This is a genomic window from Klebsiella sp. C360, assembly GCF_048822415.1.
GTDB classification, from domain to species: domain Bacteria; phylum Pseudomonadota; class Gammaproteobacteria; order Enterobacterales; family Enterobacteriaceae; genus Klebsiella; species Klebsiella quasipneumoniae.
This window is the reverse complement of record NZ_JBMEZZ010000004.1, coordinates 555,783-576,480: the sequence shown is the minus strand read 5'-3', so window position 1 is coordinate 576,480 and position 20,698 is coordinate 555,783. Positions and strand designations below refer to the sequence as shown.

The 20,698-nt window shown below is 56.9% G+C and carries 20 protein-coding genes; 12 read left to right on the top strand and 8 right to left on the bottom strand.

The features are described 5' to 3' along the window. Positions 1–57 precede the first annotated feature (57 nt). From aaeX to ACOI7D_RS14775, 4 genes are all read left to right on the top strand, one after another. A complete protein-coding gene (gene aaeX / locus ACOI7D_RS14790) occupies positions 58–261 on the top strand; it encodes a p-hydroxybenzoic acid efflux pump operon protein AaeX (RefSeq protein ID WP_002918640.1) in 204 nt (67 codons plus the stop codon). Between the two features lie 7 nt (positions 262–268). Next, the gene (aaeA, locus tag ACOI7D_RS14785; RefSeq protein WP_023291152.1) at positions 269–1,201 is read left to right on the top strand and encodes a p-hydroxybenzoic acid efflux pump subunit AaeA; all 933 of its coding nucleotides are present in this window, start codon (positions 269–271) and stop codon (positions 1,199–1,201) included. 5 nt (positions 1,202–1,206) lie between these two features. Further along, positions 1,207–3,174 carry a p-hydroxybenzoic acid efflux pump subunit AaeB gene (gene aaeB, locus ACOI7D_RS14780; protein ID WP_048298463.1) on the top strand — a complete coding sequence of 656 codons (1,968 nt, stop codon included), beginning with the start codon at positions 1,207–1,209 and terminating at the stop codon, positions 3,172–3,174. 79 nt (positions 3,175–3,253) lie between these two features. After that, positions 3,254–3,529, top strand: a complete 276-nt coding sequence (locus ACOI7D_RS14775; RefSeq protein WP_002918629.1) for a barstar family protein — start codon at positions 3,254–3,256, stop codon at positions 3,527–3,529. A 50-nt stretch (positions 3,530–3,579) separates the two neighbouring features. Here ACOI7D_RS14775 and yhcN-B read toward each other — a convergent pair whose 3' ends face one another. The 3 genes from yhcN-B to argR all read right to left on the bottom strand — a co-directional run bounded on the left by yhcN-B (position 3,580) and on the right by argR (position 5,054). Further along, a complete protein-coding gene (gene yhcN-B / locus ACOI7D_RS14770; protein WP_002918627.1) occupies positions 3,580–3,846 on the bottom strand; it encodes a DUF1471 family stress response protein YhcN-B in 267 nt (88 codons plus the stop codon). Between the two features lie 99 nt (positions 3,847–3,945). Continuing rightward, complete coding sequence (gene yhcN, locus ACOI7D_RS14765; protein ID WP_017899932.1) at positions 3,946–4,209, bottom strand: peroxide/acid stress response protein YhcN; 264 nt, start codon at positions 4,207–4,209, stop codon at positions 3,946–3,948. Positions 4,210–4,583: 374 nt separating this feature from the next. Then, the gene (gene argR / locus ACOI7D_RS14760; protein WP_002918625.1) at positions 4,584–5,054 is read right to left on the bottom strand and encodes a transcriptional regulator ArgR; all 471 of its coding nucleotides are present in this window, start codon (positions 5,052–5,054) and stop codon (positions 4,584–4,586) included. Positions 5,055–5,468: 414 nt separating this feature from the next. On the opposite strand from argR, the gene mdh reads away from it, so the two are divergent. Next, positions 5,469–6,407 (top strand): malate dehydrogenase, encoded by a 939-nt coding sequence (gene mdh / locus ACOI7D_RS14755; RefSeq protein WP_023291150.1) that lies wholly within the window; start codon positions 5,469–5,471, stop codon positions 6,405–6,407. A 136-nt stretch (positions 6,408–6,543) separates the two neighbouring features. On the opposite strand, the gene degS is transcribed toward mdh, so the two are convergent. From degS to zapG, 3 genes are all read right to left on the bottom strand, one after another. After that, positions 6,544–7,602, bottom strand: a complete 1,059-nt coding sequence (gene degS, locus ACOI7D_RS14750) for an outer membrane-stress sensor serine endopeptidase DegS (protein WP_109546867.1) — start codon at positions 7,600–7,602, stop codon at positions 6,544–6,546. An 87-nt stretch (positions 7,603–7,689) separates the two neighbouring features. Then, positions 7,690–9,057 carry a serine endoprotease DegQ gene (gene degQ / locus ACOI7D_RS14745; RefSeq protein ID WP_017899931.1) on the bottom strand — a complete coding sequence of 456 codons (1,368 nt, stop codon included), beginning with the start codon at positions 9,055–9,057 and terminating at the stop codon, positions 7,690–7,692. A gap of 174 nt (positions 9,058–9,231) precedes the next feature. Then, on the bottom strand, positions 9,232–9,630 hold the full coding sequence (gene zapG / locus ACOI7D_RS14740) for a Z-ring associated protein ZapG (RefSeq protein ID WP_012540461.1): 399 nt from the start codon (positions 9,628–9,630) through the stop codon (positions 9,232–9,234). Between the two features lie 190 nt (positions 9,631–9,820). On the opposite strand from zapG, the gene zapE reads away from it, so the two are divergent. From zapE to ACOI7D_RS14705, 7 genes are all read left to right on the top strand, one after another. Further along, on the top strand, positions 9,821–10,948 hold the full coding sequence (zapE, locus tag ACOI7D_RS14735; RefSeq protein WP_064155364.1) for a cell division protein ZapE: 1,128 nt from the start codon (positions 9,821–9,823) through the stop codon (positions 10,946–10,948). A 266-nt stretch (positions 10,949–11,214) separates the two neighbouring features. Beyond that, a complete protein-coding gene (gene rplM, locus ACOI7D_RS14730) occupies positions 11,215–11,643 on the top strand; it encodes a 50S ribosomal protein L13 (protein WP_002918559.1) in 429 nt (142 codons plus the stop codon). A gap of 15 nt (positions 11,644–11,658) precedes the next feature. After that, on the top strand, positions 11,659–12,051 hold the full coding sequence (rpsI, locus tag ACOI7D_RS14725; protein WP_000829818.1) for a 30S ribosomal protein S9: 393 nt from the start codon (positions 11,659–11,661) through the stop codon (positions 12,049–12,051). Between the two features lie 57 nt (positions 12,052–12,108). Beyond that, positions 12,109–12,393: a hypothetical protein gene (locus tag ACOI7D_RS14720; RefSeq protein WP_136070768.1), complete on the top strand. Its 285-nt coding sequence runs from the start codon at positions 12,109–12,111 to the stop codon at positions 12,391–12,393. Continuing rightward, positions 12,363–13,001: a stringent starvation protein SspA gene (gene sspA / locus ACOI7D_RS14715; protein WP_002918467.1), complete on the top strand. Its 639-nt coding sequence runs from the start codon at positions 12,363–12,365 to the stop codon at positions 12,999–13,001. The genes ACOI7D_RS14720 and sspA overlap by 31 nt, the downstream gene beginning before the upstream one ends. Positions 13,002–13,004: 3 nt before the next feature. Beyond that, on the top strand, positions 13,005–13,499 hold the full coding sequence (gene sspB / locus ACOI7D_RS14710) for a ClpXP protease specificity-enhancing factor (protein WP_002918465.1): 495 nt from the start codon (positions 13,005–13,007) through the stop codon (positions 13,497–13,499). Between the two features lie 125 nt (positions 13,500–13,624). Continuing rightward, positions 13,625–14,329 (top strand): N-acetylmannosamine-6-phosphate 2-epimerase, encoded by a 705-nt coding sequence (locus ACOI7D_RS14705; RefSeq protein WP_109546868.1) that lies wholly within the window; start codon positions 13,625–13,627, stop codon positions 14,327–14,329. A gap of 55 nt (positions 14,330–14,384) precedes the next feature. On the opposite strand, the gene gltD is transcribed toward ACOI7D_RS14705, so the two are convergent. Both gltD and gltB read right to left on the bottom strand, forming a co-directional pair. Continuing rightward, the gene (gene gltD, locus ACOI7D_RS14700) at positions 14,385–15,803 is read right to left on the bottom strand and encodes a glutamate synthase subunit GltD (RefSeq protein WP_032454181.1); all 1,419 of its coding nucleotides are present in this window, start codon (positions 15,801–15,803) and stop codon (positions 14,385–14,387) included. 9 nt (positions 15,804–15,812) lie between these two features. Beyond that, a complete protein-coding gene (gltB, locus tag ACOI7D_RS14695; protein WP_109546869.1) occupies positions 15,813–20,273 on the bottom strand; it encodes a glutamate synthase large subunit in 4,461 nt (1,486 codons plus the stop codon). Between the last annotated feature and the right edge of the window lie 425 nt (positions 20,274–20,698).

Genomic DNA, 20,698 nt, shown 5'->3' with positions numbered 1-20,698 from the left:
TAGCTACATAATAAACGCATCTGCTCACTACCTGTACGCTTCTTATTCAAGGTCATCATGAGTCTGTTTCCTGTCATCGTGATTTTCGGCTTATCGTTTCCGCCGATCTTCTTCGAGTTGCTTTTGTCGCTGGCCATCTTCTGGCTGGTGCACCGATTGCTGGTTCCGACCGGCATTTACGATTTTGTCTGGCACCCTGCACTGTTTAATACGGCGCTATATTGCTGCCTTTTTTATTTGATATCGCGCTTGTTCGTTTGAGGTTGATGTGAAAACACTAACAAGAAATATCCTCCGTACCGCTATTACCGTGATACTGGTCATTTTGGCCTTCGTGGCGATTTTCCGCGCCTGGGTTTACTACACCGCCTCGCCGTGGACGCGGGATGCGCGCTTTAGCGCCGACATTGTGGCCATTGCTCCCGACGTCTCCGGGCTGATTTCCCAGGTAAACGTCAAGGATAACCAACTGGTTAAGAAAGACCAGGTATTGTTCGTTATTGACCAACCTCGTTACCAAAAAGCGCTGGCGCAGGCGGAAGCCGATGTCGCCTACTACCAGACCTTAGCCCAGGAAAAACGTGTCGAAGCCGGTCGGCGTAATAAGCTTGGCGTCCAGGCGATGTCGCGGGAAGAGATTGACCAGGCGAACAACGTGCTGCAGACCGTTGAGCATCAGCTGGCGAAAGCGGTGGCCAGCCGCGACCTGGCCAGACTGGACCTGCAGCGCACAGAGATTCGCGCCCCCGCTGATGGCTGGGTGACCAACCTTAACGTCTATACCGGGGAATTTATCACCCGCGGCTCCACGGCGGTGGCGCTGGTGAAAGAGAATACATTTTACGTCATGGCCTATCTGGAAGAGACCAAACTGGAAGGCGTCCGCCCTGGATACCGGGCGGAAATTACCCCGCTTGGCAGCAGCAAAACCATTAAAGGCACGGTGGACAGTATCGCTGCGGGGGTAACGAACGCCAGCAGCAGCAGCGACTCGAAAGGGATGGCCTCGGTGGATTCCAACCTTGAATGGGTGCGTCTGGCGCAGCGTGTGCCGGTACGTATTCGTCTTGACCACCAGCAGGGGAATCTGTGGCCATCGGGCACCACGGCGACGGTGGTGATCACCGGTAAAGAAGACCGTGATACCAGCCAGGCCAACTTCTTCCAGAAGCTGGCTATGCGCCTGCGCGAATTCGGTTAATCGCTATGGGGACATATACTATTGCTCCCCAGCATCTCCGCTTTGCTATTAAGCTTGCATGCGCGGTGGTGTTGGCGCTGTTCGTCGGCTTCCATTTTCAGCTCGAAACGCCGCGCTGGGCGGTGCTGACCGCGGCGATTGTCGCCGCTGGCCCGGCCTTTGCCGCCGGGGGAGAGCCGTACTCCGGCGCGATCCGCTATCGCGGCATGTTGCGTATTGCCGGGACCTTTATTGGCTGTATTGCGGCGCTGGTCATCATCATCCTGATGATCCGCGCCCCTCTGCTGATGATGCTGGTCTGCTGCCTGTGGGCCGGGTTTTGTACCTGGGTTTCGTCGCTGGTCAAGGTCGAAAACTCCTATGCCTGGGGGCTGGCCGGATACACCGCGCTGATTATCATTATTACCATCCACACCGATCCGATGCTGGCGCCGCAGTTTGCCGTTGAGCGCTGCAGCGAAATCGTCATCGGGATTGTCAGCGCCATTGTCGCCGATCTGCTGTTCTCCCCGCGTTCGATTAAAAAAGAGATCGACCTTGAACTGGATAACCTGCTGATTGCGCAGTATAAGCTGATGCAGTTATGCGTTGCGCACGGCGAAAAAGAGGACGTGGATCAGGCCTGGGGAGCGTTGGTGCGTCGCACCACGGCGCTGGAAGGAATGCGCAGTAACCTGATTATGGAGTCCTCTCGCTGGGCTAAGGCGAATCAACGCCTGAAGGCGATCAATACCCTCTCGCTAACGCTTATCACCCAGGCTTGCGAAACCTACCTGATTCAGAACTCGCGCCCGGAAATGGTGACGGACGACTACCGCGAGCTGTTCGCTGAGCCGGTTGAGACGGTGCAGGATGTTCACCAGCAGCTGAAGCGTATGCGTCGCTTCCTGACCTGGAAAGGCGAGCATAATACGCCGGTCACCATCTACAGCTGGGTAGGCGCAGCTACCCGTTACCTGCTGCTTAAGCGTGGCGTGGTGGGCAACACCAAAATCAGCCGCATCGAAGACGGTGTATTGCGCGGCGAAACGGTGGTTAAAGTGGAGTCCGCCGAGCGTCACCACGCGATGGTGAACTTCTGGCGTACCTCTGTCTCCTGTATCCTTGGGACGTTGTTCTGGCTGTGGACGGGCTGGACCTCAGGCAGCGGCGCGATGGTGATGATTGCCGTGGTTACCGCGCTGGCGATGCGCTTGCCTAACCCGCGAATGGTGGCGATAGACTTCCTCTACGGTACTCTGGCGGCGTTACCGCTGGGTACCCTGTACTTTCTGGTGATCATGCCGGCGACGCAGCAGAGTATGCTGTTGCTTTGTATCAGCCTGGCGGCGATGGCGTTTTTTATCGGTATCGAAGTGCAGAAAAGGCGCCTCGGATCGCTGGGGGCGCTGGCGAGCACCATCAACATTCTGGTGCTGGATAACCCGATGCAGTTCCAGTTCAGTCAGTTCCTCGATAGCGCGCTGGGGCAGATCGTCGGTTGTTTCCTCGCCCTGATGGTTATTCTCATTGTCAGGGATAACTCCCGGGCAAGAACCGGTCGGGTGCTGCTGAACCAGTTTGTCTCCGCGGCGGTCTCTTCGCTGACCACCAACTCGGCGCGTCGCAAAGAGAATCATCTGCCCGCGCTCTATCAGCAGCTGTTTTTATTGCTCAACAAATTCCCTGGCGATGTCGCCCGTTTCCGTCTGGCGTTGACGTTAATCATTGCCCACCAGCGCCTGCGCGATGCGCCCGTGCCGGTGAATGAGGATCTGTCGGCGTTCCATCGCCAGCTGCGACGTACCGCGGATCATGTGATCTCCGCCGGGAGCGATGATAAGCGTCGGCGCTACTTTACCCGGCTGCTGGCGGAGCTTGATGTTTATCAGGAGAAGCTGCGGGTCTGGGAGGCTTCGCCGCAGGTGACCGAGCCGGTACGGCGACTGGTTGAGATGTTGCACAAGTACCAGCATGTGCTGACCAGCAGTTAACCCATAAACCGACGCCCAGGCGTCGGTTTTTTTATCGCTATACTTAACGGCGACAGGAAGAGAAGCGGGAGGGGCTGCCATGACCACCTATACGTTTGATTTTGACGAAATCGCCGAGCAACAGGATTTCTACCGGGAGTTTTCCCGCACCTTCGAGCTGGCACAGGATAAGGTCAACAACCTTGATTCGCTATGGGACGCGGTGACCGGTGGGCTGCTGCCGCTGCCGCTGGACATTGAGTTCATCCATTTAAATGACAAGCAGCGTCGGCGCTTTGGGGCGTTAATTTTATTATTTGATGAAGCAGAGGAAGAGCTGGAGGGGGAGTTACGTTTTAACGCCCGGCAGGCATAAAAAAGCCCCCGGCAGGCGGGGGCAAGTCGTCGAAATAAGACGACGAGGGTTTATTTGTACAGCTCAGCGGTGGCGTGCCAGCTATCGCCGGTACGTGCTTCAATAATACGGTAGCTGCTGGCGCCTTCTTTCTCGGCTTTAGCGGCCAGTTCCTGACGCATGTCCATTGGCGCACTACCTACCTGGGAAACCGAGATGGTGCCCATGGACTGCAGGTTCTGGGCTTGCTCAGCGTTCACTTGCTGAACGGCCGCGCTAGCGCCGAAAGAGAGAAGGGAAGCCAGGCCAAGGGATGCGATGATCATTGCGCGTTTCATAATCTTTACTCCAGTCTTTGTTTTGCCGCGGCGGGGCGATGAATGAGGCCGGGCCGCGGTAGAGAATTTTTGTCGGGTTAATCGTTGACGATCTAAAACTTATTTATACAGCTCAGCAGTGGCATGCCAGTGGTCGCCAGTGCGGGCTTCGATAATGCGGTAAGAAGAAGCCCCTTCTTCCTGCGCTTTTTTGTTCAGCATTTCATGCATATCCATCGGGGAAGAGGCTACCGCGCCGACGGAAACTGTACCGATGGCCTCGCGGCCCTGGGCTTGCTCGCTGTTGATAACATCAGCGGCGAAAGCGCCAAACGACATGACGGACAGGATGCTGAGAGCTGCTACAGTGGTTTTGATTTTCATGATGTTCACCTCGTCGAATCTTTTTGTTGAGGGTCTTTGTTTCGTGACCCTCATCACAAAAACAAGTATACACTAATCACCAAAAATATTAATACCATGCTAATTGTTTTGTGCGTTAATAGTTACAATAAATTGCGCTTTTTATAACCGATAAGAATTAAAAATGACGAGTCACAGACAGAGATAAGTTTTATTTCTAATAAAATCATAAAGGTATACGATTTTGATCTTTCGTGCGTTTTAGGCGTTTCCCTTACGTAAAAGAACGTATAGACAGGCTAAATCACACGAAATGTTAAATTTTTGTTGCGTTAAAAGGGGGGGAGGGAGAGAAGAGGGGGAATCACCCTCTGACGGTTGCCAGAGGGGAATGCTCAGAGTTCCTGTTCGAACAGCACCAGGATAGCGTCGTGCAGATCTTTCACTGTGAAACCGCGCGCTGGCGTGGTGAAGATGGTGTCATCCCCGGCGATGCTGCCAAGAATACCTTCCGCCTTGCCCAGCGAGTCGAGAAGACGGGCGATCAGCTGCGCTGCCCCGGGGCTGGTGTGAATCACCACGACGGCATCGTTATAATCGATATCCAGCACCAGATTTTTCAGCGGGCTGGAGGTGGTCGGCACGCCAAGCTCGGCAGGCAGGCAATAGACCATTTCCATTTTGGCGTTACGGGTACGAACCGCGCCAAATTTGGTGAGCATGCGGGAAACCTTCGATTGGTTGATATTCTCGAAGCCTTCTTCCTGCAGCGCCTGGACGATCTCTCCCTGCGAGCTGAATTTCTCTTCTTTAAGCAGCGCTTTAAACGCTTTAACCAGTTCTTCTTGTTTTGCCGAACTTCGCATAAGTCACCCAGATTATGGTGGTAAAATCAACATCATTATGCATAACCGTGAATTTTTATGCAAATAATCCGCGAGGGGATAGGTCAATAATGTTATGAAGGGGGCATATTTTAGCAAAAAAACCGTATAAGGAACATGTTCTCATCACAACGCTTAAAGGCATGTAAAAGTAAATGAAATGTTATTGAGTTGGTGTTGTTTTGCGCAACTGGCTGGGTGTATTGTAACCAATAGTCGATCCGGTACTTCGCTTTGCTGGATGGTCAGTCAGGAAGCATAAAGTGCGCCGCTGTTCTATTGCTACGCACAATAATGCATTCTTCAGCCATAATCATTGTAATTGTTCATCTTGTGAATTAAGGTCCAGGCGACGGAATAACGAAAGACTAAATTAACCATAATAAGGAGTTTAGGATGAAAGTTGCAGTCCTTGGCGCTGCCGGTGGTATCGGCCAGGCGCTTGCCCTACTACTTAAGACCCAACTGCCTTCAGGTTCAGAGCTCTCGTTGTACGACATCGCTCCGGTTACGCCGGGCGTGGCGGTAGATCTAAGTCATATCCCCACAGATGTAAAAATTAAAGGATTTTCCGGTGAAGATGCTACCCCGGCGCTGGAAGGCGCTGATGTGGTGCTGATCTCCGCGGGCGTAGCGCGTAAGCCCGGCATGGATCGTTCCGACCTGTTTAATGTGAATGCGGGTATCGTTAAGAACCTCGTGCAGCAGATTGCCAAAACCTGCCCGCAGGCCTGCATCGGCATTATTACCAACCCGGTGAACACCACCGTGGCCATCGCCGCCGAAGTGCTGAAAAAAGCCGGCGTGTACGATAAAAACAAACTGTTCGGCGTGACTACGCTGGACATCATCCGCTCCAATACCTTTGTGGCGGAGCTGAAAGGTCAATCGGCAACCGAGGTGGAAGTCCCGGTTATTGGCGGTCACTCCGGGGTCACCATTCTGCCTTTACTGTCGCAGATCCCGGGCGTCAGCTTTAGCGATCAGGAAGTGGCCGATCTGACTAAACGCATTCAAAACGCCGGTACCGAGGTCGTGGAAGCGAAAGCGGGCGGCGGGTCGGCGACCTTGTCGATGGGTCAGGCGGCTGCGCGCTTTGGCCTTTCTCTGGTTCGCGCCATGCAGGGAGAAAAAGGCGTAGTGGAGTGCGCCTACGTGGAAGGCGACGGCCAGTATGCGCGTTTCTTCTCTCAGCCGCTGCTGCTGGGGAAAAACGGCGTAGAAGAGCGTCAGTCTATCGGCAAACTCAGCGCCTTTGAGCAGCAGGCGCTGGAAGGCATGCTGGACACCCTGAAGAAAGATATCGCGCTCGGCGAAGACTTCGTCAACAAGTAACCTCGCACGCTCAAAAAAGCCGGAACTGTTGTTCCGGCTTTTTATTGTCTTGCATCCATGATGACCGGGTTTCTGGTCAGATTCCCGGCCGGTCCGGTATTTAGCGATTAACGTGGCTCCCCAAACGGGGAGCCGCTTAGTTGGTGGCCGGGTATTCCTGGACGGCGATATGGAGCGTGATTTTCTTATCATCACGCATGATGACCACCGGAATTTCCGAACCCGGGCGGATCTCGGCCACCTGATCCATTGTCTCCAGCGCGGAGACAGCGGGTTTGTCATTCACGGAGATGATCACGTCGTTGGCGCGGATCCCCGCCTGCGCGGCCGGTCCGTCCGGCGCGACATCGTTAACGACGATCCCCTGGATCTGATCGATCCCGCCGCCCTGCGCGTGCAGCGGGGCGATCTCCCGGCCGCTAATGCCGATATAGCCGCGGATCACACGGCCATCCCGGATCAGCTTGTCCATAATTTTGGTCGCTAACTGGAACGGGATCGCAAAGCCAATGCCTTCAGGCGTTTCGCCGTCGTTGCTCTTGTCAAAGGAGAGGGTGTTAATCCCCATCAGCTCGCCGAGGGAGTTCACCAGCGCCCCGCCGGAGTTACCGTGGTTGATCGAGGCGTCAGTCTGCAGGAAATTCTGGCGGCCGGTGGGGTTGAGGCCAATGCGCCCTGTGGCGCTGATGATCCCCTGGGTGATGGTCTGTCCCAGGTTATAGGGGTTGCCAATCGCCAGCACCACATCGCCGATGTGCGGCGTGCGTTTCGGGTTGATCGGGATCACCGGCAGCCCGCCGGTAGCGTTGATCTTCAGCACCGCGAGGTCGGTCAGGGAATCGGAGCCTACCAGCAGCGCTTCGAAGACCCGGCCGTCCTGCAGAGCGACGATAATCTGGTCGGCATCGTTAATCACATGCTTGTTGGTCAGGATATAGCCGCGCTGGTCCATGATCACCCCGGAGCCAAGCGTCAGCTGATTATGGCTGGTGCTGTTCAGGGCGCGGTTATAGACGTTCACTACGGCGGGCGCGGCGCGGCGTACGGCGGCGTTATAGCTCGCCGGGGAGTCGTCTGCCGTATCGTTCTGGGTGGTCGGCGTTAGCTGCCACTGGCGCAGCGAGGGCATCAGGGCCAACAGCAGGCCCCCGACAAGCAAACCGATGAGTACTGAACGTAATAACTTTCCAGGCATGATGCAGATATCGTTAATGAATGGTCAGGCGCAGCATAGCATGAGTTGTCCGGACATCGCACATGGCGGCGATGTCCGGGGAGACAATCAGCGCAGCAGCAGATAGATGCTTTCGTTGCCGCGGATCACGTTCAGGGCGATGACCGGCGGTTTGCCTTCGAGCACTTTGCGTAATTCGGCAATCGAATGAATACGCTCGCGGTTAAGGCCAATGATAATGTCATCCTTATGCAGGCCGACCTGGGCGGCGGCGCTGCCTTTATCGACATTATCGATCACCACCCCTTTGGTGCCATCTTTCATCTGACCGTCGCTGAACGAGGCACCCTGCAGAGCCGGGATAATCAGCTCAGCGCTGGCGGTGGAGGAGGTGCTCTTATCCAGCGTCACTTCGACATCGACCGGTTTTCCGTCGCGCAGCAGGCCCAGTTTGACTTTGGTCCCCGGCTCGGTGGTGGCGATCCGCGAGCGCAGTTCGGCAAAACTATTCAGCGGCTTGCCGTTCAGGCTAACGATGACGTCGCCGGATTTGATCCCCGCTTTGGCGGACCCGGAGTTTGGCAGCACTTCACTGACGAAGGCGCCGCGCTGAACGTTGAGGTTCATCGCCTTGGCGATATCGGCGCTCATTTCCATGCCTTTAATGCCCAGCAGGCCGCGCTTGATTTCGCCAAACTGAATGAGCTGGTCGGCGAGGGTTTTCGCCATGTTGCTCGGGATGGCGAAGCCGATGCCGATGCTGCCGCCGCCCGGCGCCAGGATCGCGGTGTTGATCCCGATAAGCTCGCCGTTGAGGTTCAACAGCGCGCCGCCGGAGTTGCCGCGGTTGATGGAGGCATCGGTCTGGATGAAATTCTCCAGCCCTTCAAGGTTCAGGCCGCTGCGGCCAAGGGCAGAGATAATGCCGGAGGTGGCGGTCTGACCAAGGCCGAACGGGTTGCCGACGGCGACGGCGAAGTCGCCGACGCGGAGTTTATCGGAGTCAGCAATGGCGATTTGCGTCAGGTTCGACGGCTTAATCAGCTGCAGCAGAGCAATGTCGCTCTGTTCATCGCTACCGACCAGTTTGGCATCAAATTCACGACCATCGTTCAGCTGGACGCTGATCTTCTGCGCCTGATTGATGACGTGGTTATTGGTCAGCACGTAGCCTTTCGCTGCGTCGATAATGACGCCGGAGCCAAGCCCTTCGAACGGCTGCGCCTGCTCTTGCGGGGCGTTATCGCCAAAATATTTCTTCAGCTCTTCCGGCATATTGAGCGTCGGCGAGGCAGTGCCTTCCACCTGGACGCTGACTACCGCCGGCAGGACCTTTTCCAGCATCGGCGCCAGGCTTGGTAACGCGCCCTGGCCGGGCACCTGAGTCGGTAAGGATGCTGCTGCCGGAGGCAGAACCGACAACGATAACCCAATGCTTAACGCTAACGCACTCAACAGCAAAGTCTGTTTCTTCATTAGATGCTGGCTCTCGTAACCTGAGGTGTATGGAAAAATGTCCTGAATAACCTGATGTTATTGAATTTTTGCGCAGGTAACAATGTGGGGACTGGTTTAAATTGTAGCCGGGAAGTGGGGGAAGGAGCGGGCGCGATGGGCGCGCCCGGAGAATATTTTATCAGAGGCGATTGTTTAATCGCGTTTTGCGCCACCGCGCAGTAATCCGGATGCGCCTTCGGAGTAGTCGCGCGGCATCTGGACCGGCGCCTGATCGTTGCTGGCTTCAGACTCTTCCAGGCGGTTGCGGAACGGGTTGGCGTCTGCCATGGAATCCGGCAGCAGGTTGTTAGAGCTTTTCGCCATATGCTGATACAGCTGACGGTAGTCGTGCGCCATGTTATCCAGCAGCTCGGCGCTGCGCGCAAAATGGCTGACCAGCTCTTCACGGTACTCTTCAAGCTCGGCTTTATTCTTTTCCAGTTCGAACTGCAGCGCCTGCTGCTGGCGCAGTTTGCGGTTGCCGAAACGCATGGCGACGGCACCAATGATGATACCGACGACTAACCCAATTAGCGCGTATTCCCAGGTCATGAACATCTCCCGTTGTATTGTGGTTCCGTAGGGTGGCTCTTAGGCTCTCCGCCTGCGCCCGATAGTGCCACTATAACCGCTAATTCCACAGAAGTGGAATCCTGGCGTATCATCGCGTAGTGTAGAACGGCCTTTTTTTCGTCAATCGTGAGCTTCGACATCACGGTTTTCAAGGAATAACAATTAGATCATGCAAAGCCTGTCTCCAACATCGCGTTACCTTTCAGCCCTGAAAGAGGGCAGCCATCAACCCGACGACGTCCAGCAAGAAGCGGTGAGCCGCCTCGATACCATTTACCAGGAACTGCAGACTCAGCCCGCGCCCGTCGCGACAGGCGGCGGTTTGCGCGCGAAATTCGGCAAACTGCTGGGTAAGCGCGAACCAGCAGCCGAGGCGGCGCCCGTCCGCGGCCTGTATATGTGGGGCGGCGTGGGGCGGGGGAAAACCTGGCTGATGGACCTGTTTTACCAGAGCCTGCCGGGCGAGCGTAAGCAGCGCCTGCATTTCCATCGCTTTATGCTGCGGGTGCACGAAGAGCTGACCACCCTGCAGGGCCATAGCGACCCGCTGGACATTGTCGCCGACCGCTTTAAAGCGGAAACCGACGTGCTCTGTTTCGACGAGTTTTTTGTCTCCGATATAACCGACGCCATGCTGTTGGGCGGGCTGATGAAGGCCCTGTTCGCCCGCGGCATCACGCTGGTGGCGACCTCCAATATTCCGCCGGATGAGCTCTATCGCAATGGCCTGCAGCGCGCCCGTTTTCTGCCCGCTATCGACGCCATCAAGCAGCATTGCGATATTATGAACGTCGATGCCGGCATTGATTATCGCTTGCGTACCCTGACCCAGGCGCACCTGTGGCTGTCGCCGCTGAATAACGACACCCGCGAACAGATGGATAAACTGTGGCTGGCGCTGGCCGGCGCGCCGCGCGCTGCCGGGCCGACGCTGGAGATCAACCATCGCGAGCTGCCGACCCTCGGCGTGGAAAACCAGACGCTGGCGGCGTCGTTCGCCACGCTGTGCGTGGATGCCCGTAGCCAGCATGACTATATCGCGCTCTCCCGCCTGTTCCACACCGTGATGCTGTTCGATGTGCCGGTGATGACCGCGCAGCTGGAGAGCGAAGCCCGGCGCTTTATCGCCCTGGTGGATGAGTTCTATGAGCGCCACGTGAAGCTGGTGGTCAGCGCGGCGGTGCCGCTGTACGACATTTATCAGGGAGAGCGGCTGAAGTTTGAGTTTCAGCGTTGTCTGTCGCGTCTGCAGGAGATGCAGAGCGAAGAGTACCTCAAGCGCCCGCATATGCCCTGACAGGATACTTTTTCCCGGCGAATTCAGGGCTGCAGGGCCGCCCCGGGAGCTGCCTGAAAAATCTCATAAAGGGGTCGATCTTTGACCCCGACTTCTCTATAATCTTGCGACCCCACGTTACGAGAAGGTTTTTTTCCCGAAACTTTCTATGTGCCGGCATAGGCTATTCGAAGGGGTAGGTTTGCTGGACAATGTCGTGTGAACCTCAACTGACTAAACGTTTGGGTGTTCACCAACGTGTAACTTATTATTTGGGTAAGCTTTTAATGAAAACTTTTACAGCTAAACCAGAAACCGTAAAACGCGACTGGTATGTTGTTGACGCGACCGGTAAAACTCTGGGCCGTCTGGCTACTGAACTGGCTCGTCGCCTGCGCGGTAAGCACAAAGCGGAATACACTCCGCACGTTGATACCGGTGATTACATCATCGTTCTGAACGCAGAAAAAGTTGCTGTTACCGGCAACAAGCGCGAAGACAAAATGTATTACCACCACACCGGCCACATCGGTGGTATCAAAGAAGCGACCTTTGAAGAGATGATTGCCCGCCGTCCTGAGCGTGTGATTGAAATCGCGGTTAAAGGCATGCTGCCAAAAGGCCCGCTGGGTCGTGCTATGTACCGTAAACTGAAAGTTTACGCGGGTAACGAGCACAACCACGCGGCACAGCAACCGCAAGTTCTTGACATCTAATCGGGATTATAGGCAATGGCTGAAAATCAATACTACGGCACTGGTCGCCGCAAAAGTTCCGCAGCTCGCGTTTTCATCAAACCGGGCAACGGCAAAATCGTTATCAACCAGCGTTCTCTGGAACAGTACTTCGGTCGTGAAACTGCCCGCATGGTAGTTCGTCAGCCGCTGGAACTGGTCGACATGGTTGAGAAACTGGATCTGTACATCACTGTTAAAGGTGGTGGTATCTCTGGTCAGGCTGGTGCGATCCGTCACGGTATCACCCGCGCTCTGATGGAGTACGACGAGTCCCTGCGTTCTGAACTGCGTAAAGCTGGCTTCGTCACTCGTGACGCTCGTCAGGTTGAACGTAAGAAAGTCGGTCTGCGTAAAGCACGTCGTCGTCCGCAGTTCTCCAAACGTTAATTGTTTTCTGCTCACGCAGAACAATTTGCGAAAAAACCCGCTCCGGCGGGTTTTTTTATGGATAAAACGGCTGTTATCCACAAGCTTACCGCCGGTTCTTGCCACTTTTTCAGCATTTCCAGAATCCCCTCACCACAACGTCTTCAAAATCTGGTAAACTATCATCCAATTTTCTGCCCAAATGCTGGTGATTGTTCATTTTTTGTTTTATTCGTGAACGAAGGTGACATCGCGCTACTGGGGTTTTTACATCTGGCCGGCCATGAGTGGCTGGCAGCAGTACAAAATTCTGAATATACCTGGAGGTTTTCATGGCTGTCGCTGCCAACAAACGTTCGGTAATGACGCTGTTTTCTGGTCCTACTGACATCTATAGCCATCAGGTCCGCATTGTGCTGGCCGAGAAGGGTGTCAGTTTTGAGATAGAGCACGTGGAGAAGGACAACCCGCCTCAGGATCTGATTGACCTCAACCCGAATCAAAGCGTACCGACGCTGGTGGATCGTGAGCTCACTCTGTGGGAATCCCGCATCATTATGGAATACCTGGATGAGCGTTTCCCGCACCCGCCGTTAATGCCGGTTTATCCGGTGGCGCGTGGCGAAAGCCGTCTGTATATGCAACGTATCGAGAAGGACTGGTATTCGCTGATGAACACCATCCAGAGCGGTACCGCAGCGCAAGCTGATGCTGCGCGTAAGCAACTGCGTGAAGAACTGCTGGCCATCGCGCCGGTGTTCACCCAGAAACCTTACTTCCTGAGCGATGAGTTCAGCCTGGTGGATTGCTACCTGGCGCCGCTGCTGTGGCGTCTGCCGGTTCTCGGTGTGGAGCTGGTTGGCGCAGGCGCGAAAGAGCTCAAAGGCTATATGACTCGCGTATTTGAGCGTGATTCCTTCCTCGCCTCTTTAACTGAAGCCGAGCGTGAAATGCGCCTCGGTCGGGGCTAAATAATGGATGTATCACAGCTGACGCCGCGTCGCCCGTATCTGCTGCGGGCGTTTTATGACTGGCTGCTGGATAACCAGCTGACGCCGCATCTGGTGGTGGATGTCACGCTGCCGGGCGTGCTCGTGCCGATGGAGTATGCGCGCGACGGGCAAATCGTTCTCAATATTGCCCCGCGTGCGGTAGGTAATCTTGAGCTGGCGAACGACGAAGTGCGCTTCAACGCGCGCTTTGGCGGCGTGCCGCGCAACGTATCTGTCCCGCTGGCTGCGGTACTCGCCATCTATGCCCGTGAGAACGGCGCCGGCACGATGTTTGAACCGGAAGCGGCCTATGACGAAGACGTCAGCAGCCTCAACGATGATGACGTCGCGCCTGAGAGTGAAAGCGAAACGGTGATGTCGGTGATTGATGGCGATAAGCCCGATAATCACGACGACGATCCTGACGACACGCCGCCGCCGCGCGGCGGTCGCCCGGCGCTGCGCGTGGTGAAGTAACTCCCTTCTCTGACAGGCCCTGCGGGGCCTGTTTTTTTTGTCTGTCCGCTTTGTTAACTCTGCCACAAACGAGGCGCCCCATGGCTGGTACTGTCATCGCCACAGGTAGCTTTCAGGGAGCAGACATGACTTTACTCGCGCAACTGGACCAGCAAATCCGTCATCATGGCGGATTAATTGTCTCCTGCCAGCCGGTGCCGGGCAGCCCGCTGGATAACCCCGCCATCGTCGCGGCGATGGGGCTGGCGGCGGAGCAGGCGGGGGCGGTGGCGCTGCGCATCGAAGGTCTGGCCAACCTGCAGGCCGTTCGTCCGTTAGTGACGGTGCCTGTTATCGCGCTGATTAAGCGCGATCTGCATGATAGCCCGGTGCGTATTACGCCGTGGCTTGAGGATGTGAATGCCCTGGCGCAGGCAGGGGCCGATATCATTGCGGTTGACGGCACGCGGCGTCAGCGTCCGGCCTCTGTCGCATCGTTGTTGGCGGCAATTCACTGCCAGGGGAAAAATGCGATGGCAGATTGTTCCTCTCTCGACGATGCCCTTGAATGCTGGCAATTGGGCTTCGATATGGTTGGCACCACCCTCTCAGGCTATACCGCAGAGGAGACACCGGTCGAGCCGGATCTGGCGCTGGTGAAAAGCCTGAGCGCCGCGGGCTGCAGAGTAGTCGCTGAGGGACGCTACAATACGCCTGCGCAGGCGGCTGAGGCAATGCGCTGCGGCGCGTGGGCGGTGACCGTCGGCTCGGCGATCACCCGCTTAGAACATATCTGCGGCTGGTATAATACGGCGCTGAAAGCGGCGGTTTGCCCGGCGAATGGGCAATAAAAAAGCCCGATGTCGTTAACCATCGGGCTTTTATGCGCTGAGACTCCGGGCCTAATCAGACTTCAAGGTAGTTGAGGATCCCGTCAGCCGCTTTACGTCCTTCCGCAATCGCGGTGACCACCAGGTCGGAACCGCGAACGATATCGCCGCCGGCGAAGATTTTCGGGTTGCTGGTCTGGAAGGCGTTCTCGCTGCCTTCCGGCGCAATGATGCGGCCCTGGGAGTCCAGCTCGACGCTGTGCTTCGCCAGCCACTCCATGCTGTGGGGACGGAAGCCAAACGCCATGACGACGGCGTCTGCCGGCACCACGTGCTCAGAGCCGGCGACGATCTCCGCGCGACGGCGGCCTTTCGCATCCGGCTGGCCCATCTCGGTGCGCGCCATCTTCACGCCGCACACTTTGCCGTTGGCATTCACTTCCACGCCCAGCGGCTGGACATTGAACTGGAACTCAACGCCTTCCTCACGCGCGTTTTTCACTTCGCGTTTTGAACCCGGCATGTTCTCTTCGTCACGACGATAGGCGCAGATCACGTGCGCCGCATTCTGGCGGACGGAGGTACGTACGCAGTCCATCGCGGTATCGCCACCGCCGAGCACGACCACGCGTTTGCCTTCCATGCTGACGTAGGGCTCATCGGCGGTTTCGCCAAAGCCCATGATCTGCTTGGTGTTGGCGATCAGGAACGGCAGCGCGTCGTAGACGCCAGGGGCGTCTTCATTGTCCAGCCCGCCGCGCATCGACTGATAGGTGCCAACGCCGAGGAACACGGCATCGTACTCTTTCAGCAGGTCGTCGAGCTGCACGTCGCGGCCCACTTCGGTATTGAGTTTGAACTCAATGCCCATGCCGGTGAAGATCTCCCGGCGGCGGGTCATCACCTCTTTTTCCAGCTTGAACGCCGGGATACCGAAGGTCAGCAGGCCGCCGATTTCCGGATGGCGGTCAAACACCACCGCCTTGACGCCGTTGCGGGTCAACACGTCGGCACAGGCGAGGCCCGCCGGGCCAGCGCCGATGATAGCGACGGTTTTACCGGTCGGTTTCACACCGGAGAGATCCGGACGCCAGCCCATCTCGAATGCCTTATCATTGATATAGCGTTCGATGTTGCCGATGGTCACCGCGCCGAACTCATCGTTCAGCGTACAGGAGCCTTCACACAGGCGGTCCTGCGGGCAGACGCGCCCGCAGACTTCCGGCAGGGTGTTGGTCTGGTGCGACAGCTCAGCCGCCTCAAAAATACGCCCCTCGTTGGCCAGCTTCAGCCAGTTCGGGATGTAGTTATGCACCGGGCACTTCCACTCGCAGTACGGGTTGCCGCAGGAGAGGCAGCGATCCGCCTGCGCCTTGGCCTGGCCTTCTGAAAACGGCTCGTAAATTTCCACAAATTCAATTTTACGGATCTTCAGCGGTTTCTTTGGCGGATCAACGCGCTGCAGGTCGATAAATTGATAAACGTTCTGACTCATCTTAACCCCTTACTGCGCCTGCACCCGCAGCTCAGCTGCGGAACGACTACGGTGACCCAACAGTGCTTTAACATCGCTGGACTTCGGTTTAACCAGCGCAAACTTCGCGGAGAAGGCCGGCCAGTTGGCGAGGATCTCTTCGCCGCGTTGCGAACCGGTAAGCTGCACGTGCTCGGTGATTAAACCGCGCAGGTGCTCTTCATGGATGGCCAGAGAGTCAACGTCCAGCACTTCCACCAGCTCCGGGTTCACGCGTTTACGGAAGTCGCCATCTTCATCCAGGACATAGGCAAAGCCGCCGGTCATCCCTGCGCCAAAGTTGACGCCGGTTTTACCGAGCACGCAGACGATACCGCCGGTCATGTATTCACAGCCGTTGTCGCCGATGCCTTCCACCACGGTGATGGCGCCGGAGTTACGCACCGCGAAACGCTCACCTGCGCGGCCTGCGGCGTACAGACGACCACCGGTCGCGCCGTACAGGCAGGTGTTGCCGATAATGCTGGCTTCGTGGCTGCGGAAAGCGGAGCCCACCGGCGGACGAATGGCCAGCAGACCGCCCGCCATGCCTTTGCCGACATAGTCGTTGGCGTCGCCCGTCAGATGCAGTTCCACGCCGCCGGCGTTCCACACGCCGAAGCTCTGGCCCGCGGTGCCGCTAAAGTGAGCGACGATCGGGTCGCCCGCTAGTCCCTGGTCGCCATGGGTCTGGGCAATATACCCGGACAGCGAGGCCCCCACGGAGCGGTCGGTATTGCGGATATCGAACCAGAACGTTTTGCTCTGCTTTTCATCCACGTACGGTTTCGCCTGCTGCAGCAGCTGGGCGTTGAGCACGCCGTTATCGAACGGCGGGTTATTTTCGGTGCAGTACAGCGCTTTGCCAGGATGCGGCTCTGCGGTCTCCAGCAGTTTACCCAGATCCAGTTTCTGCTGCTTGGCGGTGAACCCATCCAGCTCTTTGAGCAGATCGGTGCGGCCAATCAGATCCACCAGGCGCTTGACGCCCAGCTGGGCCATCAGCTCGCGGGTTTCACGGGCGATAAATTCAAAGTAGTTGGTCACTTTGAACGGCAGACCGTGATAGTGGTTCTTACGCAGTTTGTCATCCTGGGTCGCCACGCCGGTCGCGCAGTTGTTCAGGTGGCAAATACGCAGGTATTTACAGCCCAGCGCCACCATCGGGCCGGTACCGAAACCGAAGCTTTCCGCGCCGAGGATCGCCGCTTTGATGATATCGAGGCCGGTTTTCAGGCCGCCATCCACCTGCAGACGGATCTTATGACGCAGGCCGTTAGCGACCAGCGCCTGCTGGGTTTCCACCAGACCAAGCTCCCACGGACAGCCGGCATATTTCACGGAAGAGAGCGGGCTCGCCCCGGTGCCGCCGTCGTAGCCGGCGATGGTGATCAGGTCGGCATAAGCTTTGGCTACGCCGGTGGCGATGGTGCCCACGCCCGGTTCAGAAACCAGTTTGACCGAAATCATCGCTTTCGGGTTGACCTGCTTGAGGTCGAAAATCAGCTGCGCCAAATCCTCGATAGAGTAGATATCGTGGTGCGGCGGCGGGGAGATCAGCGTCACGCCCGGTACCGAATAGCGCAGTTTGGCGATGTACGGAGTGACTTTATCACCCGGCAGCTGGCCGCCTTCACCCGGCTTCGCGCCCTGGGCGACTTTGATCTGGATAACGTCGGCATTGACCAGATAGGCTGGGGTGACGCCGAAGCGGCCGGACGCCACCTGCTTGATGCGCGACACTTTATTGGTGCCGTAGCGCGCCGGGTCTTCACCGCCTTCACCGGAGTTAGAGAAGCCGCCGATGCTGTTCATCGCTTCCGCCAGCGATTCGTGCGCTTCCGGACTCAGGGCGCCGATCGACATCGCTGCGGTATCGAAGCGTTTGAACAGCTCCTTCGCCGGCTCCACGTCGTCGATGCTGATGGCGTCTTCGCCCGGGTTGAGCGCCAGCAGATCGCGCAGCGTGGCCGCCGGACGTTCGTTAACCAGCTTCGCGTATTGTTGATAATCGCTGTACTCGCCGCTCTGCACAGCCTGCTGCAGGGTACGCACCACGTCCGGGTTGTAGGCGTGATATTCGCCGCCGTGAACGTACTTCAGCAGACCGCCCTGAGCCAGCGGCTTGCGCGCCAGCCAGGCGCGTTTCGACAGATTCAGCAGGTCCTGCTGGAAATCGTCGAAGCCGGCGCCGCCGATGCGACTGACCACGCCCTGGAAGCAGAGATCGGAGACATCGCGATGCAGACCGACCGCTTCGAACAGCTTCGAGCAGCGGTAGGAGGCGATGGTCGAGATCCCCATCTTGGACATGATCTTATACAGACCTTTATTGATACCGTTGCGATAGTTCAGCATCACCGCACGGTACGGTTTATCGATAGCTTTGCTGTCGACCAGCTTCGCCAGCGTTTCATAGGCGAGGTACGGATAGATAGCTGTCGCGCCGAAGCCCAGCAGTACGGCGAAGTGATGCGGATCGCGGGCGCTGGCGGTTTCAACGATGATGTTGGCATCGCAGCGCAGACTTTTATCGACCAGACGGGTCTGGATCGCGCCAACGGCCATCGGCGCCGGCACCGGCAGGCGGTCTTTGGCGATGTTGCGGTCAGAAAGAACCAGCAGCACGGTACCATCGCGTACCATTTGCTCCGCTTTGTCGCACAGGACCTTCACCGTCTCGCTGAGGGAAGCCTCTGCCGGGTTGAAGGTGATGTCGAGGACGTCGGCACGATAGTGCTCTTCTTCCATCGTCGTCAGCTGTTTGAAATCGGAGTACAGCAGGATCGGCGATTTGAAGCTCAGACGATGCGCCTGGCCTTCCGCTTCGCAGAAGACATTCATTTCGCGACCGATGCTGGTGGCCAGCGACATGACGTGCGCTTCACGCAGCGGATCGATAGGCGGGTTGGTAACCTGCGCGAACTGCTGACGGAAATAATCGTAGATAATGCGCGGCTGGCTGGAAAGGACGGCGAAAGGCGTGTCATCGCCCATTGAGCCGACCGCTTCCTGGCCATTTTCGCCGAGCACGCGCAGCACCGAGTCCAGCTCTTCCGCGCTGTAGTTAAACTGTTTCTGGTAGCTGGCCAGCAGATCGTCGTCCAGCTGGCGGCTGCCAACCTCTTCGTCCGGCAGATCTTCAAATGGCACCAGGCGACGAACGTTTTTCTCCATCCACTCTTTATACGGATGGCGGCTCTTCAGATCGTCATCGGTTTCCGCTGAGTGCAGAATGCGTCCGGCACGGGTATCGATAACCATCAGCTCGCCCGGGCCCACGCGGCCTTTCTCAACCACTTCGTCCGGCTGGTAGTCCCAGATGCCGACTTCAGAGGCGCAGGTGATGAGCTTATCTTTGGTAATGACGTAGCGCGCCGGGCGCAGGCCATTACGGTCGAGGTTACAGGCCGCGTAGCGACCATCGGACATGACGATGCCCGCCGGGCCGTCCCATGGCTCCATATGCATGGAGTTAAAGTCGAAGAACGAACGCAGCTCCGGATCCATATCCGGGTTGTTCTGCCAGGCTGGCGGCACCAGCAGACGCATGGCGCGCACGATGTCCATCCCGCCGGCCAGCAGCAGCTCCAGCATGTTGTCCATTGAACTGGAGTCGGAGCCGGTTTCGTTAACGAACGGCGCGGCGTCGTGCAGGTCCGGGATCAGCGGGGTCTGGAACTTATAGGTACGGGCGCGAGCCCACTGGCGGTTGCCGGTGATGGTGTTGATTTCACCGTTGTGCGCCAGGTAGCGGAACGGCTGCGCCAGCGGCCAGCGTGGTACGGTGTTGGTGGAGAAGCGCTGGTGGAACAGGCAGATAGCCGACTCCAGGCGCAGGTCCGCGAGGTCCAGGTAGAAGCGCGGCAAATCCGCCGGCATACACAGACCTTTATAGATGTTGACCAGGTTGGACAAGCTACAAACGTAGAAATCTTTGTCTTCCTGCAGGCGTTTTTCAATGCGACGACGCGCAATAAACAGACGACGCTCCATATCGCGCGGGCGCCAGCCAGCCGGGGCGTTAACAAAGATTTGCTCAATACGGGGCAGCGAGGAGAGGGCGATTTCACCGAGCACGCCTTCGTTGGTCGGCACATCGCGCCAGCCAACAATCGACAGGGTCTCAAGCTGAAGTTCTTCTTCAACGATGCGGCGTGCCGCTTTCGCCAGTTCAGGATCTTTATTCAGGAACAGCATCCCAACGGCGTAGTTTTTGGCTAAACGCCAGCCGCGCTCTTCGGCAACGATGCGGAAGAAACGATCGGGTTTTTGCAGCAGCAGACCGCAACCGTCGCCGGTTTTACCATCGGCAAGGATTGCGCCACGGTGCTGCATGCGGGCCAGTGCGTGTATCGCGGTTCGCACTACCTTGTGGCTAGGTTCGCCTTCTATGTGGGCGATCAGGCCGAAACCACAGTTATCCCTCTCAAGGGATTTGTCGTACAACATATCAGTGAACCTCCCCAGGCTCTACGGACCCCCTCCGATACCGATTGCGCACAGGCACAGAAAGAGCATGGCGACGGGGTTTGCACCTCGCATTCGCCCTCTTTAAATCCTTTTTGCATCGGTACACAAGTTTGAGGACTTGCTGTTAAGAGGGAATCTCAATTACTGCATAAATATGATGAGCAGAGTGCTCATCCAGAAAGCTTCCAGCGGATTCCCAACTTATCGGGAATCCACACTTACGTCAAATGGCAATCTTATTAATACAAAAATGTGCTATACACGTGTTAACTTTTTGTTTTTAAAATAAATAATGCCATTTTTTATGCTTTGGATACGTCTGCAGAGGGTAAGGCTAGTGTGATCTGTCTCACTGTGCGCGCGGCTTTGCATTACCGATCTGCGCTGAAATATATTTCATTATT

What these genes read in the sequence shown, in the direction of transcription:
- aaeX (WP_002918640.1), top strand. Translation starts at nt 58, where the DNA reads ATGAGTCTGTTTCCTGTCATCGTGATTTTCGGCTTATCGTTTCCGCCG.
- aaeB (WP_048298463.1), top strand. Translation starts at nt 1,207, where the DNA reads ATGGGGACATATACTATTGCTCCCCAGCATCTCCGCTTTGCTATTAAG.
- ACOI7D_RS14775 (WP_002918629.1), top strand. Translation starts at nt 3,254, where the DNA reads ATGACCACCTATACGTTTGATTTTGACGAAATCGCCGAGCAACAGGAT.
- yhcN-B (WP_002918627.1), bottom strand. Translation starts at nt 3,846, where the DNA reads ATGAAACGCGCAATGATCATCGCATCCCTTGGCCTGGCTTCCCTTCTC.
- yhcN (WP_017899932.1), bottom strand. Translation starts at nt 4,209, where the DNA reads ATGAAAATCAAAACCACTGTAGCAGCTCTCAGCATCCTGTCCGTCATG.
- argR (WP_002918625.1), bottom strand. Translation starts at nt 5,054, where the DNA reads ATGCGAAGTTCGGCAAAACAAGAAGAACTGGTTAAAGCGTTTAAAGCG.
- mdh (WP_023291150.1), top strand. Translation starts at nt 5,469, where the DNA reads ATGAAAGTTGCAGTCCTTGGCGCTGCCGGTGGTATCGGCCAGGCGCTT.
- degS (WP_109546867.1), bottom strand. Translation starts at nt 7,602, where the DNA reads ATGCCTGGAAAGTTATTACGTTCAGTACTCATCGGTTTGCTTGTCGGG.
- degQ (WP_017899931.1), bottom strand. Translation starts at nt 9,057, where the DNA reads ATGAAGAAACAGACTTTGCTGTTGAGTGCGTTAGCGTTAAGCATTGGG.
- zapG (WP_012540461.1), bottom strand. Translation starts at nt 9,630, where the DNA reads ATGACCTGGGAATACGCGCTAATTGGGTTAGTCGTCGGTATCATCATT.
- zapE (WP_064155364.1), top strand. Translation starts at nt 9,821, where the DNA reads ATGCAAAGCCTGTCTCCAACATCGCGTTACCTTTCAGCCCTGAAAGAG.
- rplM (WP_002918559.1), top strand. Translation starts at nt 11,215, where the DNA reads ATGAAAACTTTTACAGCTAAACCAGAAACCGTAAAACGCGACTGGTAT.
- rpsI (WP_000829818.1), top strand. Translation starts at nt 11,659, where the DNA reads ATGGCTGAAAATCAATACTACGGCACTGGTCGCCGCAAAAGTTCCGCA.
- ACOI7D_RS14720 (WP_136070768.1), top strand. Translation starts at nt 12,109, where the DNA reads ATGGATAAAACGGCTGTTATCCACAAGCTTACCGCCGGTTCTTGCCAC.
- sspA (WP_002918467.1), top strand. Translation starts at nt 12,363, where the DNA reads ATGGCTGTCGCTGCCAACAAACGTTCGGTAATGACGCTGTTTTCTGGT.
- sspB (WP_002918465.1), top strand. Translation starts at nt 13,005, where the DNA reads ATGGATGTATCACAGCTGACGCCGCGTCGCCCGTATCTGCTGCGGGCG.
- ACOI7D_RS14705 (WP_109546868.1), top strand. Translation starts at nt 13,625, where the DNA reads ATGACTTTACTCGCGCAACTGGACCAGCAAATCCGTCATCATGGCGGA.
- gltD (WP_032454181.1), bottom strand. Translation starts at nt 15,803, where the DNA reads ATGAGTCAGAACGTTTATCAATTTATCGACCTGCAGCGCGTTGATCCG.
- gltB (WP_109546869.1), bottom strand. Translation starts at nt 20,273, where the DNA reads ATGTTGTACGACAAATCCCTTGAGAGGGATAACTGTGGTTTCGGCCTG.